This window comes from Streptomyces sp. NPDC005648 (assembly GCF_040605395.1).
In the GTDB taxonomy this organism is placed as follows: domain Bacteria; phylum Actinomycetota; class Actinomycetes; order Streptomycetales; family Streptomycetaceae; genus Streptomyces.
The window spans coordinates 158,164-170,514 of record NZ_JBEXCS010000009.1 but is presented as its reverse complement, the minus strand read 5'-3'; the positions used below and the strand labels follow the sequence as shown (position 1 = coordinate 170,514).

Annotated in this window: 11 protein-coding genes and 1 pseudogene; 3 read left to right on the top strand and 9 right to left on the bottom strand. The window is 73.3% G+C overall.

From position 1 onward, the window contains the following. Positions 1-83: pseudogene (locus ABZT17_RS08025) on the bottom strand (TetR family transcriptional regulator); the annotation flags it as partial. Between the two features lie 213 nt (positions 84-296). Here ABZT17_RS08025 and ABZT17_RS08020 point away from each other — a divergent pair. Continuing rightward, positions 297-524 (top strand): chaplin, encoded by a 228-nt coding sequence (locus ABZT17_RS08020; protein ID WP_356345135.1) that lies wholly within the window; start codon positions 297-299, stop codon positions 522-524. A 110-nt stretch (positions 525-634) separates the two neighbouring features. Continuing rightward, positions 635-1,516, top strand: coding sequence for a chaplin family protein (locus ABZT17_RS08015; RefSeq protein WP_356345132.1), 882 nt, complete (start codon positions 635-637; stop codon positions 1,514-1,516). A gap of 78 nt (positions 1,517-1,594) precedes the next feature. Here ABZT17_RS08015 and ABZT17_RS08010 read toward each other — a convergent pair whose 3' ends face one another. Further along, on the bottom strand, positions 1,595-2,866 hold the full coding sequence (locus ABZT17_RS08010; RefSeq protein ID WP_356345130.1) for an NAD(P)-binding domain-containing protein: 1,272 nt from the start codon (positions 2,864-2,866) through the stop codon (positions 1,595-1,597). Next, positions 2,866-4,191, bottom strand: a complete 1,326-nt coding sequence (locus tag ABZT17_RS08005; protein ID WP_356345128.1) for an ATP-grasp domain-containing protein — start codon at positions 4,189-4,191, stop codon at positions 2,866-2,868. The genes ABZT17_RS08010 and ABZT17_RS08005 overlap by 1 nt, the downstream gene beginning before the upstream one ends. Positions 4,192-4,316: 125 nt before the next feature. Between ABZT17_RS08005 and ABZT17_RS08000 the strand changes: the two genes are divergently transcribed. Next, entirely contained in the window at positions 4,317-5,570 is a 1,254-nt protein-coding gene (locus tag ABZT17_RS08000; RefSeq protein WP_356345126.1) for a glycosyl hydrolase, read from the top strand. 25 nt (positions 5,571-5,595) lie between these two features. Here ABZT17_RS08000 and ABZT17_RS07995 read toward each other — a convergent pair whose 3' ends face one another. The 6 genes from ABZT17_RS07995 to ABZT17_RS07970 are packed head-to-tail and all read right to left on the bottom strand — an operon-like array spanning position 5,596 to position 12,348. After that, positions 5,596-6,684, bottom strand: a complete 1,089-nt coding sequence (locus ABZT17_RS07995; protein ID WP_356345123.1) for a GNAT family N-acetyltransferase — start codon at positions 6,682-6,684, stop codon at positions 5,596-5,598. After that, positions 6,681-7,328 carry a lipopolysaccharide biosynthesis protein gene (locus ABZT17_RS07990; protein ID WP_356345120.1) on the bottom strand — a complete coding sequence of 216 codons (648 nt, stop codon included), beginning with the start codon at positions 7,326-7,328 and terminating at the stop codon, positions 6,681-6,683. The genes ABZT17_RS07995 and ABZT17_RS07990 overlap by 4 nt, the downstream gene beginning before the upstream one ends. Continuing rightward, positions 7,325-8,476, bottom strand: a complete 1,152-nt coding sequence (locus ABZT17_RS07985; protein WP_356345117.1) for a glycosyltransferase — start codon at positions 8,474-8,476, stop codon at positions 7,325-7,327. Before ABZT17_RS07985 ends, ABZT17_RS07990 begins: the two co-directional genes overlap by 4 nt. Continuing rightward, the gene (locus ABZT17_RS07980; protein WP_356345115.1) at positions 8,473-9,228 is read right to left on the bottom strand and encodes a polysaccharide deacetylase family protein; all 756 of its coding nucleotides are present in this window, start codon (positions 9,226-9,228) and stop codon (positions 8,473-8,475) included. Before ABZT17_RS07980 ends, ABZT17_RS07985 begins: the two co-directional genes overlap by 4 nt. Continuing rightward, positions 9,218-11,002: a lipid II flippase MurJ gene (locus ABZT17_RS07975; protein ID WP_356345111.1), complete on the bottom strand. Its 1,785-nt coding sequence runs from the start codon at positions 11,000-11,002 to the stop codon at positions 9,218-9,220. The genes ABZT17_RS07980 and ABZT17_RS07975 overlap by 11 nt, the downstream gene beginning before the upstream one ends. Beyond that, entirely contained in the window at positions 10,999-12,348 is a 1,350-nt protein-coding gene (locus ABZT17_RS07970; RefSeq protein ID WP_356345109.1) for an O-antigen ligase family protein, read from the bottom strand. Before ABZT17_RS07970 ends, ABZT17_RS07975 begins: the two co-directional genes overlap by 4 nt. Positions 12,349-12,351: the final 3 nt, after the last annotated feature.

Genomic DNA, 12,351 nt, shown 5'->3' with positions numbered 1-12,351 from the left:
GCGTCGAGCAGTTCGGCGCACACCGGCATGAGGCGGTCGAGGAAGTAGGTGTGCAGGGTCTCGAAGCCGGTGTTCCTGGACTGTTCCCGGTCAAAGATCCACAAATCGTCCCCCGGGGTCAAAGTCCGTATTCAACACGGGGCGTTCGAGTGAATTATCCGGCGGCGCACGTTCCGTAGTTTCTTCGGCTGTCTATCCCTCGTTTTGCAGCCTGCAGGTCATGGTGCGAGCCGTTGAAGCTGTGCTCGCTCGGTTTCGGCCGTCACTAGGGCATGACCGCAGAGAAGGGAAAGCTCATGAAGAAGACCGCCGCTGTCGTCGCGGGCATGATCATGGCCCTCGGCGTGGCCGCCCCGGCCTTTGCCGACGCCGACGCCCACGGTGCCGCTGTCGGCTCCCCGGGTGTCCTCTCGGGCAACGTGGTTCAGGTTCCGATCCACATCCCGATCAACGTGTGTGGCAACACGATCAACGTGATCGGCCTGCTGAACCCGGCCATCGGCAACAGCTGCGTCAACGACTGACGACGTAGCACTCAGTACCAGCCGCCCGGCTGTGTCACGGCCGGCCTTGGACGTCTTCTCGCCGTTCGAGGCCGGCTTTTCCCACTTCTTCAAGCAGGAAGACAACGAGATTGCGACAGACCCTGAGCAGGGGAATGGTCGCGGCCGCCGCCGCGACGAGCATCCTGTCCCTGTACGGCGGCGCTCCCGCACTCGCCGACACACACGCCGGCGGGGCCGCCAAGGACTCGCCGGGCGTCCTGTCCGGCAACAACATCGAGGCCCCCGTCGAGGTGCCGGTCAACGCCTGCGGCAACTCCGTCGACGTGGTCGCCGGTCTCAACCCCGCGTTCGGCAACTCCTGCGCCCACACGTCCGGTTCGGGCAAGCACCGCGCGCACGAGAGGTCGTACGAGGAGGCCGGCTACGGCACTGACGACGACACGGACGACACGGGCTACGGCGACACCGGCTACGGCAGCCCCGGTGGTTACGGCGACCACGGCGGCGACACCGGCTACGGCGACCACGGAGGTGGGGGCGGAGGCGGTGGCTACGGCGAGCACACCCCGCCCGGTGGCGAGCACACCCCTCCGGGTGGCGAGCACACGCCGCCGGGTGGCGAGCACACGCCTCCTGGTGGTGAACACACCCCTCCGGGTGGCGAGCACACCCCGCCTGGTGGTGAGCACACGCCTCCCGGTGGAGAAACCACCCCTCCGGGTGGCGAGACCACGCCCCCCGGTGGCCAGACCACACCCCCCGGTGGCGAGACCACGCCCCCCGGTGGTCACACGACACCCCCCGGCGGTCAGACCACCCCTCCGGGTGGGGAGACCACGCCTCCCGGTGGTCACACGACGCCTCCGGGCGGTGGGGAGACCACGCCGCCGGAGCTTCCCCACACCGGTGGTGACGGAGAGGCGCTGCTCGCCGCGGCCGGGGCGAGTGCCGTGATGATCGGGGCCGGGGCCGTGCTGTACCGGCGAGGCCGAGCCGCGTCCCGTCGCTAGGGCGTTCGCAGTGCGCCGGGTGCCGGACGGTGGACACGTCCGGCACCCGCGGTCTGTCACGACAGGGCGGTACGGCTCTCAGCCGCGCGCCCCCATCGGCGCCCCGCTCCTGCGCCGGCCCCCCGGCGCCGGGATGACCGCGCCGAGCGGCTTCGCCCTCAGGTGCCGTCGCACCCCCCGCACCAACGCGCCCGCCGTGTACGTCGCCCCGTGCACGAACCGCATCGCCGGGCCGAAGCCGGACGCCGTGACCAGGCCCGCCATGAACAACCCGGGGTACGTGGACTCGAAGTCCTGGCCGATCACCGGGGAGCCGTCGGCGACGGTGGCCAGGTTTTCGCGGAGGTCGTCCGAGAGCAGGGTCAGCCGGTCACGGCTCGCGGTGAAGCCCGTGGCGGCGATGACGTGTTCGGTCCGCAGGGAGCGCGGACGGGCGCCGCTCCTCCGGCTCGCCACCTCCAGCCGTACGCCCCCCGGCACCGCGCGCGCCTCCTTCACCTCGTGGTCCAGGAGGACCTCCACGGCCCCCTCCACCCGGTCCCGCACCCACCACGCGCCCGCCGGGCCCAGCGCGGTCGCCACGATGCGGGCGCGGGTGGCCTCGGGGAGGCGGCGGAAGAGGCCGGGGCGCTGCGAGTAGAACCAGTTGCGCCAGCCGGGGCCCAGACCGCTGTGCGGGGAGCGGGCCTCCTTCCACCAGGGGCGCTCCCAGGGCGGCGGCACGTCGTTCCAGCACAGGCTCTCCGCACGTGCCAACACCCGTACCCGCGTGCCCTGTTCGGCCAGCAGCGCCGCCGTCTCCAGGGCCGCCTGGCCGCCGCCGATCACCGTGACGTCCTTGCCGTGGAAGCGGATGAGGTCGCTGTGGTGGCTGCTGTGCGAGACGAGCGCGGAGTCGAGGCCGCGCAGGGCCGCGGGGATCTCGACGAACGGCATCACACCCACCGCCAGCGCCACCGCACGCGCGTGCAGCACCTGCCCGTCGTCGGTGACCGCCTCGAAGCCGCCGGGGCAGGCGGCCACCCGGGTCACCGTGCGCTCGTCCACCTCCGGTCCGGTGTGGCGGGCGAACCACATGCCGTACTCGGCGAACATCTCCACCGGGATCGGCTCCCCGTGACGTGCCGTCACCCCTCGGCCCGCGCAGTAGACCTCCAGGGTCCGCCGGCCGCCCGGGTCCGAGAGGTTGGAGGCCCACGGCTCCGACTTGAGGAACATGCCGCGCGGCATGTGGTCGCGCCAGGACGCCATGGGCCGGCCGAAGACACGCAGGTTCAGCCCCGCGGCCGCGGCGTGGGACCCGATGGACAGGCCGTACGGGCCCGCGCCCACCACCAGCAGGTCGTACATCAGCAACTGCTCGCTTTCTCGTCACCGGGCAGGCCGGAGACATCGGAGAGACCGGATACGTCCGTGAGGCCGGACACGCCCGGGGGAGGGGCCGGCGCCTGGTGCACCACGTGTGGGTGCGGCGGCGGGGCGGCCGCGGTGTCCGGCCCGCGCAGCCGGTCCCGTACGCGGCCGGAGACATGCCGTGTCCACAACGGCCACAGCGCGCGGCCCGGGCCGCGGTCGTCCGCCGCGTGCCAGGCCAGTTCACGGCCCGCGGCGGAGGGGCGCAGGGCCGACAGGGGCGCGTAGTTCTCGACCACGAACTCCCGGTCGGGCAGCGGCGCCGGGTCCGGCAGCGGACGGTGGGTCAGGTCCAGGTGCTGCGCGCGTACGACGTCCAGCCCGGCGCCGTCGGCGAAGAGCCGGAACTGCGCTCCGGGGCGGGGGTTGAAGTCCAGGAGGTGATAGCGCCCCGTGGTGGCGCAGCGGCGGAAGTCGAGGTCGAGGATGCCGCGGTAGCCGAGTTCCGTGGTGAGGCGCTCGGCGAGGGCCTGGACGCGCGGGTTGGGGGTCCAGCGGCCCACCGCGGTGAGACCGGCACCGCGCGGCCACGCCTGGAGCTTGACACCGGGGCCGCCGCCGCGCACGGAGCCGGTACGGTCGGCGTAGCCGTGGAAGAACCAGTCCAGTTCGGGGCCGGGCGGCAGGAACGCCTGGAGCAGGAGGGGGCTGCCGGCCTCGGCCGAGCGGGCGTACAGCTCCCGGGCCTCCTGCGCCGAGCGGAGCACGACCGTGCTGCGCAGGCCGGTCCCGGTCGGCACCAGCCACGGCCGGCTCCACTTCGCCACCACCGGCGGACCGAGCCGCCAGGCGGCGCTCGCGGCCTGGGCCGGGCTGTCCGGGACCAGCGTCGAGGGGTGCGGTACGTCCAGGGCCGCGCACAGGTCGGCCAGTTCGGACTTGTCGGCGACGCGCTCGGGCAGCGCGGTGGGTGTGTCGGGGAGCAGATAGGCCGGCGCGAGGTCGGCGCGCGTCCGGCCCACCGCCACGGCGCTCGCGTCGTCCATCGGGATCAGGACGGCGGGGCGGGCGATACGGGCGGCGACCCGGCGCAGGGCGACGGCGATGTCACGGGCGGATGAACCCGGTGGTGGCGGGGGATGCATCTGACGTACAAAACGCGATCGGGATACCGGACTTCCCGTGGAATCGGCGACCACATGCACTTCGACCCCCGCTCTGCCCAGTGAGCGCACGGCTCCGAGCGTGCCGTGGTGAAAGGGATTCCGGTCGATCCGCAGCAGAACCGCGGGGACTCGGATGTCAAACAGCGACACGGGCATCAATTTCTTCTCACTCGTTGGCCGTAACGGCGGTGGCGTAATTCCTGTTCATATGACTGAGTGTCAGTAACTGCATTTCAGTGGTGGGCGAACAGCGCAGCACGAGAGCGGAGAGAGGAGCAGGCATGGCCGCACAAGAGCGACGTCCCCGGTCCCGGCGGCTGGCCGTCGTGGTGATGACCGTCGTCGTGTCCGCGGTAGTGGCCTCCGGTCCGGGATTCGCCGCGGGGGTGGTGCGGGTCGCCGACCCTCCCGCTCCCGCGCCGACGGCACCGACGGCCCCGGCCCCCGTCCAGAAGCCGGTCGTCCCGCCGGCCGTCCCCAGGCCCGAGCCTCCCGCGTTCGGCGCCTTCCTCGACTCCGGTGCCCGGGGTGTGGCCCGGATCGCCGAGCTCAGCACCTGGCTGGGCGGCAGTGACCTGCGCGTCGGCCACACCTACCTGCCGGGCGACCGGTGGGTCGACATCGAGGGCGCTCCCGGCTTCCTCGACGTCTGGGCGGACTGGCGCACCGAGAAGTCCGACCGGATGCTCGTCCTCAACGTGCCGATGCTGGACCGCAACGAGGACGGCGTCTCCGACTTCCAGGTCCGGTCGCTGCTGCGCCAGGGCGCGGCCGGCGCCTTCGATCACCACTTCAGGGCCCTGGCCGAGCGGCTGGTGGAGCTGAAGGTGCCGGACACGGTGATCGTGCTCGGCTGGGAGATGAACGGCATCACGTACACCTCTCGCTGCGGGCCGGACCCGGAGGCCTGGAAGAAGTACTGGAACAGGATCGTCACCACCATGCGTTCGGTGCCGGGCCAGAAATTCCGGTTCGACTTCACGCCGACCCGCGGTCGCGACGCCGTTCCCTGGACGCAGTGCTATCCGGGTGACGACACGGTCGACATCATCGGCATGGATTCGTACGACCAGCCGACCGGGCTGTCGTTCGACGAGCAGGTGAAAGAGCCTTACGGGCTTCAGGCTCACGTGGACTTCGCCAAATCCCACGGCAAGCCCATTTCCTATCCCGAATGGGGACTCTTCCGCAATGGTGACAACGCGGAATACATGAAGCGGATGCTCGCCTGGATGGATGAGCACAAACCGCTCTACGAGACGCTCACCGACTACTGCCCGCACGGTGTCTGGCAGTGCGGGGAGAATCCGAAGGCGTCCGCCGTCTACCGGTCGATGCTCTCCGGCCGCCTCGACGACCCGACCTCCACCCCGACCCCGACGCCCGAGCCCACCAAGCCGGCTCCGACGCCCACGCCGACCCCGACGCCGGTCCGTCCGCCGGCCTGCTCGCCGCTGGACCTCGGCGACTGGGTCGAGTACTGGCTCGGCGGGAAGCTGTGCCTGCGCTTCGACTGGTGGTCGCGCACCCGGTGAACCCGGCGCGGTGGCGGCGGTCCGCTCACGGCCCGCCGCCACCGCGCTCCCTCCACTTCCGCACGATCTCCTTGCCCCGTCGCCGCGCGGCCACGTCGCAGACGGTCGCCGCGAGCAGCGGGGCGGTGCGCCGCCGGGCCAGCAGCAGACGCTGGTTGACGGCCGGTTCGGGCTTCCAGTGGTGCTTGTACGGCTCGTTGCCGCGCAGCAGACTCAGGGTGCCGCTCGCCTGCCGGGTGCAGGCCTCGAGCAGCATCACCGCCACGTCCGCCTTGCGCTCGCGCAGACAGGGGTGGGCGCCGTAGAGATAGCCGCCCGCGAGCCGGCGCGACAGCAGCGTCAGATCGACGGCCACCACGTCCTCGTCCAGCCGGAACTCGGTGACGACCGCGTCCCCGGAGCGGACCATCGGTCCGACCGACCGCACGAGATGCTCGTAGAACCGCTCCCGCAGGTGCTCCGACGTCACCTTCCGGCCCTGCCACTGCAGTTGATGCAGCTCCAGCAGCCGGCGCAGCGCCTTGTCGACCTCGTCGGGGCCGACGGTGTGCCGCTCGACGCCGAGTGCGGAGAGCTTGCGCAGCTTGGCGCGCACGCGCTGCTGGGCCTTGGCGGAGGGAAGCCGGGCGACCAGGTCCTCCATCGGGACGGCGGGCAGCTCCAGACACAGCGAGTCGGGCACCCGGCGCCGGGGTCCGCGCCACCGCTCGTAGACCCGTTCGGCCGCGCCGCCCGGCCGTACCTCGCGCAGGTCGATCAGCGCGGTGCGGGCACAGGCGGCGAGGCCCTCGGTGAGGGCGGCCACCGCGTCCTCGCCGCGCTCGTCGTCCAGCAGGACGTCCCCGTAGTCGGAGATCGCCCCGCCGAGCGGCACGAGCGCGGGCAGCGGACGGCGTACGAGCATCAGGGGCGCGGCGCCGACGAGTTCACCGTTCTCCCGCACCACCAGTGTGCGCAACCGTCCGCGCCCGCCGTACGACAGCCACCACGAGTGCAGCCAGGCGTGGCTCTGGAACGGGGTCGCGGCGGCGCAACGGCCGTGCAGACGACCCCAGTCGGCGGACAGCCCTGCGAACTCGCGCTCGGTGGTGAGGAGTTCGGTCGTGTATGTCACAGCTGGCCGTGGGCGTCGGCGGCGACGGCCGGGCTCGGCACCGAGGGGCGCCCGGACTCGCCCGTGCGCCGGGGCCGTACCAGCAGCACCAGGCCGCCGAGCAGCCCGCCCGCGCTCGCGCCCACCAGTCCGGTCACCGAGGGCGAGGCCGAGGACGGTGAGGTCGGCTTGGTGGCGCGGGCGAACTGCTGGAGCTCGACGTTGGTCTCGGCCTTGGTGTCGCTCGCGTGCCGGGTCAGGGCGCGGGCGACCGCGTTGGCCATGTCGGCGGCCAGGTCGGGGCGGGCGGAGGTCGCCGTGATCGCGACCATCGGGGCGTCCGGCGAGGTGGCCGCCTGGACGCTGGACTGCAGCGTCCGCACCGGCACGCCCGCCCACACCTGCGCGTCCCCGAGCACCGCGAGCTGCGTGGCGACGCGGCCGTAGGCCTGTGCGAAGCCCAGCGCGGAAGCCGGGTCGGACTTGGCGGTCGGTACGGCGACCACATAGCTGGTGGCCGCGTAGGTGGGCGGCTTGGCGAGGCCGTAGCCGCCGCCGAGCAGACCGCCGGCGAGGACACCGGCCGCGATCAGGGTCCACGACGGGAGGGTCCTGGCGCGGGAGAGGGCGGCCGGGCGGCGGGGGGCGGTGAGGGTCTCGGTCATGAGGAGGTGGCTCCCTGGGGTGACGGGGACAAGGGCGGGGAGACCGCGGTCGCGTACACGTCCATCAGCTGTGTGGCGCTGCGGGTGATGCAGTAGTGGCGGGCCGCTTCGGACGCCGTGCGCGGGGTCGGTCCGCCCGCTCGGGTGGCGGCGACGGCCGCCGTGAAGTCGGCGATGTCACAGGGGACCCGGCGGGCGAGGGCGGCCTCCCGCGGGGGCAGGTCCTCGATCGCCGGGCAGGAGGCGTACAGCACGGGCAGGCCCGACGCCAGCGCCTCGACGACCGCCAGGCCGAACGCCTCCTCGGGGGAGGGCGAGGCGAGCACGTCCATCGCGCAGACCAGCGAGGGGAGGTCGGGGCCGGGGGTGCCGTCGGGGACGTAGGGCCGCTCGCCGGCGAACAGGACGCGGTCGGCGACCCCCGCCTCGCGCGCGGTGCGCCGCAGGATGTTCTCCTCGTCGCCGCCGCCCACCAGCAACAGCCAGTGGTCCTCGGGGAGTCGGGCGAGGGCGTGGATGAGCACGTCGAAGCGTTTGCCGGCCGTGAGGCGTCCGATGCCGCCGACCACGAAGGCGTCGTCCGGCAGGCCGAGACGCCGGCGGGTGTGGTGGCGCCGGACCGGGTCGAAGCGGAACCGGGTGAGGTCGATGCCGTTGGGGACCACTTCGATACGGGGAGCGGGTACGCCCCAGCGCTTCAGCCGGTCGGCGACCGTCGGCGAGACGGCGACGGTGGAGCGGCCGAGACGCTCGCTGGCCAGGTAGAGGGCGCGTACCCCCCGCGACAGCCTGCGGCCCTCCATCTGCGAGTCGCCCAGGGAGTGTTCGGTGGCGACGATCGCACGGACCCCCGCCAGCCGCGCGGCGAGGCGGCCGTAGACGCAGGCGCGGTAGAGATGCGTGTGGACGAGGTCGTAGCCGCCGGAGCGGATGAGGCGGGTGAGCCGGGGGAGTGCGGCCAGGTCGCGGTTGCCGGCCATGCCGAGGTGGGTGACGCGCACCCCGTCGGCGACCAGTCCGTCGGCGACCGCGCCCGGGTTGGTGAGGGTCACCACGTCGCAGTCGACCGGCAGATGCCGCAGCAGCAGCCGGAGTTGCTGTTCCGCGCCCCCGACGCCGAGCCCGGTGATGACGTGCAGCGCCTTCATCGCAGCCCCTCCACCGGACGTCGGCGCAGCCGGTGCAGCCGGTGCTTGAGATAGAGGCGTACGGCGTTGTCGTTCTGGCCGATGTGCAGGCGGGGGAGGGCGTGCAGGCCGTTGAGGGGGCCGGGGTCGATGGCGCAGGCGTAGGCGTAGCCGGCGTCCCGTACGGCGTCCATCGCGCGCTGGTCCACGCAGCCGTAGGGGTAGCAGAAGCCGGCGACCGTTGCGCCCGTCAACTCCGCGAGCCGGTACCGGCTTTCGTAGACCTCGGCCTCCAGGGTCTCGTCGTCCGCCTCGGTGAGGTCGACATGGGTGAGGCCGTGCGAGCCGATCTCGACGCCCTCGGCGGCCGCGTGGCGGATGCCGTCGACGGTGAGGAGGGGCTTGCGCGGGCCCTCGGGGTCCCAGGCGTTGGTGCCGCCGAGACGGCCGGGCAGGACGAAGAGGGTGGCGCCGAAGCCCCGGCGTTTGAGTGCCGGAAGGGCGTGCTCGACGAAGTCGGCGTAGCCGTCGTCGAAGGTGAGCGCGACCAGGTCCCGGCCCTCGCCGCGGACGCGGGCGGCGAGCAGGTCGGCCAGCGGGACGCCCTTGAGGCCCCGGCGGTGCAGCCAGCGCAGCTGCCGGTCGAGCCGCTCGGGGGTGACCGTGATGCGGTACGGGTCGGTGGAGCGGTCGCCGACCGAGTGGTACATCGCCACCCACGGGACCGGGCCGGGGGCGGGCGGTCTTTCGGTGCCTACGGAGTCAACGGCCATGGACGAGCCTTTGCGTGACGGTGCGTACGGAACGGAGTGCGGGAGCGAAACCCTGGGCGCCCAGGGCGAGACCGAGCAGGACGAAGACCGTCACGACGGTGAGGGAGCCGACGGCCAGTCCGAGGACGGGTCCGCCCGCGCCCCGCGCCGCGAACGCCCCGGCGACCGTCGCGATCACCGCGGCCCGCACCGGCTTGCTCAGCTCCGCGAGCACCAGGCGGGTCCGGATCGGGACGCCGAACCGGGCCATGCCGACCAGCAGCAGGGCGGCGGTGACGGTGATACCGGTCGCGTTGGCGATGGCGATGCCGTCGACGCCCCAGGGGCGCACCGTCAGGGCGCCGATCCAGGAGGTCACGACGATGCCGGTGGCCATCGCGCCGACGGGGTACCAGGTGGGCCGGCCGGCCGAGAAGTACGACCGTACGAGTGCGCCGACCAGGGTCTGGCCCAGCAGCCCGAGGGCGTACACCCGCATCACGCTCGCCGTCGCCGCCGTGTCCCTCGCGGTGAACGCGCCGCGCTGGAAGAGGAGTTCGACGATCTGCGGGGCGCAGGCGATCACCGTGGCCGCGCCCAGCAGCACCATGCAGGCGGCCAGCGCGAGGTCCCGCTCCACCCGGGTGCGGGCCGTCTCGGTGTCGCCCTCGGCCAGTGCGCGGGCCACCACCGGGAAGGTGACCGTGCACACCATCAGCGACAGCACCATCGGCATCTGGGCGATCTTCTGCGCGTAGTTGAGGTGCGAGATGGCGCCGGCGGCGAGGTGCGAGGCCAGGAACCGCTCGATGAGCACCTGGGACTGGCGGCACAGGGCGAAGAGCAGGACGGTGGCGAGCAGGGCGAAGTCCATCGGCCGGGGCGCGTCCCCGGGGACGGCCGCGGTGGCGACAGCGGCATCCCGCCCCCTCAACTGCCGGCACAGGAAGGGAAGTTGTACGGCGACCATCAGGCACCCCCCGACCGAGACACCGACGGCCGCCGAGCGCACCCCCCACTGCCCGCCGAGGGTGAACATCCCGGCGATGATGCCTGTGTTGTAGGCGACGTAGATCGCGGCGGGGGCGAGGAAGCGGCGGTGGGCGCGCAGGGCGGCGCTGCAGTAGCCGGCCAGGCCGAAGGTCAGCACACAGGTGGCCGTGATCCGGGTGCAGTCGACGGCGAGGGCGGGGTCGGGCAGGCCGGGGGCGAGGGCCTCGACGAGATAGGGGGCGGTGCCGACGAGCAGGGCGGACACCGCGACGAAGGCCAGCGTCAGGCGTGGCAGCGTGGAGCCGACCAGGGCGCGGACCGGGTCACCACCGGCGCCCTGCGCCCGCCGGGCCAGGGCCGCGCTGAACGCCGGGATCAGCGCGAAGGCCAGCCCGTCCTCGATGAGCAGCGTCGCCGCGAACTCCGGCACGGTCCAGGCCACGAGGAACGCGTCGGTGTCACTGCCGGCCCCGAACAGCCGCGCCAGCGCCTGGTCCCGCACCAGTCCGAGCAGGGCCCCGGCGATGGAGAGAACCGCGGTGATCAGGGCGGCCTTGGCCAGGAAGCGGCCGGTGACGGAGGCGGTGTCGGCGGCGGCGTCGTCGTCGGCCGGGCCGGTGGCCGCGTCGGCCGAGTGGGCGGCCCGTGCCGCCGGGAGCGTCACCTCGGCGTCGGCGTCTGCCGCGGGCAGGTGCGGCCACGGGTGTCCGGCACCGGGGTCGCCGATGTCGGGCGAGGGCCCGGAGCGGGACGTGGGCCGTGCGCCGGACGCGCCCTGGGAAGCCCGTGGCGTCACCGTCATCGCGTCACAGCCTCCTCGGCCGGCTCGCGCACCGGGGCGGGCATCACCGGTGGTTCCTCGGCGGCGGCGCCGACCAGCGACCACCACGCCACCACCCCGAAGACCACCGCGGTCAGCACCGTCGACGGACCGCCGATGTCGGCGTACGCGAAGTCGATCAGCTGCCAGACCAGCAGTCCGCAGGCGGCCAGCGCGCAGTCGAGGCCCGTCCCCGTCCGCCGGGACCGCCACAGCCCGCGCAGCCCGCACACCAGCAGCGCGAGCCAGCTGCCACCGAGTGCCAGCAGCCCGATGAGCCCCTGCTCGGCCAGGACCAGCAGATACATGTTGTGCGGGGAGAGCAGCGGCTGCTTGCGGTAGGCCGCGCCCGCGCCCTCCGTGTCGCTGCCCGAGGACAGCGCCAGCGAGGCATGGCTGTCGCGTTGCTCGGGAAAGCCCTTCAACCCCACGCCCGTCAGCGGGTGTTCGCGCCACATGTCGGTCGCCGCCGCCCACATGGTGTAGCGGTCGGTCACCGACTGGTCCGGGGCGTCCGTGACGCGGGTGATGCTGTCGATCCGCTCCTGGAGCATCGCCGAACCGACCCCGAAGCCCCCGACCAGCACCACACCGGCGGCGACCGCGACCGCGCCCACCTTCAGCGCCCGCCGCGCCCCCGCCAGCACCAGCTGCACCGCACAGGTGGCCGCCGTGGCGATCCACGCCCCGCGGCTGAAGGAGAGCGCGAGGGGGAGCAGCAGGGCCACCGCACAGGCCGCGGCGACCGCCCGCCGCCGTACCGGGGCCCGGCCCAGCGCCAGCCCCAGCGCGCAGACCAGCCCGAAGGCGACGACGGTCGCCATCCCCATCACGTCCGTCGGCCCGAAGGTGCCGACCGCCCGGATGTCCTCGCCCTGGTACGAGGCCCCGGTCCCGGTGACGTACTGGTGGACGCCGATCGCCCCCTGCCACACCGCCAGCCCGACGAACGCCCAGGCCAGCAGCCGGAAGTCGGTCCGGTCCCGGATCAGCAGCACCACCGCGGCCGGCACCAGCACGAAGATCTGGAGGTAGCGGCCGAGCCCGGTGATCCCGGCGCCCGGCGAGGACGCTCCCATCGCGGCGACCGCCAGACCCAGCACCGGAAGTCCCAGCACCACGGCGGCCGTTCGGGACAGGGGGCGACCGCGGTCCCGTACGAGACGGATCGCGCAGTACAGCACCACCAGCGCGGACACCGCGTCGGCGGGACCCGCGCCGCCCTCCGCGGTGGGGGAGAGGGGCAGGGCCAGCAGGACCAGCACGGCGATCACGGGGACGGCCGGCGGCCACTCGCGGACGCGGGCCAGGGTCGGGGCGTGGGTCATGGG

Coding starts and splice junctions, on each gene's coding strand:
- ABZT17_RS08020 (WP_356345135.1), top strand. CDS start 297: ATGAAGAAGACCGCCGCTGTCGTCGCGGGCATGATCATGGCCCTCGGC.
- ABZT17_RS07970 (WP_356345109.1), bottom strand. CDS start 12,348: ATGACCCACGCCCCGACCCTGGCCCGCGTCCGCGAGTGGCCGCCGGCC.
- ABZT17_RS08010 (WP_356345130.1), bottom strand. CDS start 2,866: ATGTACGACCTGCTGGTGGTGGGCGCGGGCCCGTACGGCCTGTCCATC.
- ABZT17_RS08005 (WP_356345128.1), bottom strand. CDS start 4,191: ATGCCCGTGTCGCTGTTTGACATCCGAGTCCCCGCGGTTCTGCTGCGG.
- ABZT17_RS07975 (WP_356345111.1), bottom strand. CDS start 11,002: ATGACGGTGACGCCACGGGCTTCCCAGGGCGCGTCCGGCGCACGGCCC.
- ABZT17_RS07985 (WP_356345117.1), bottom strand. CDS start 8,476: ATGAAGGCGCTGCACGTCATCACCGGGCTCGGCGTCGGGGGCGCGGAA.
- ABZT17_RS07990 (WP_356345120.1), bottom strand. CDS start 7,328: ATGACCGAGACCCTCACCGCCCCCCGCCGCCCGGCCGCCCTCTCCCGC.
- ABZT17_RS08000 (WP_356345126.1), top strand. CDS start 4,317: ATGGCCGCACAAGAGCGACGTCCCCGGTCCCGGCGGCTGGCCGTCGTG.
- ABZT17_RS07980 (WP_356345115.1), bottom strand. CDS start 9,228: ATGGCCGTTGACTCCGTAGGCACCGAAAGACCGCCCGCCCCCGGCCCG.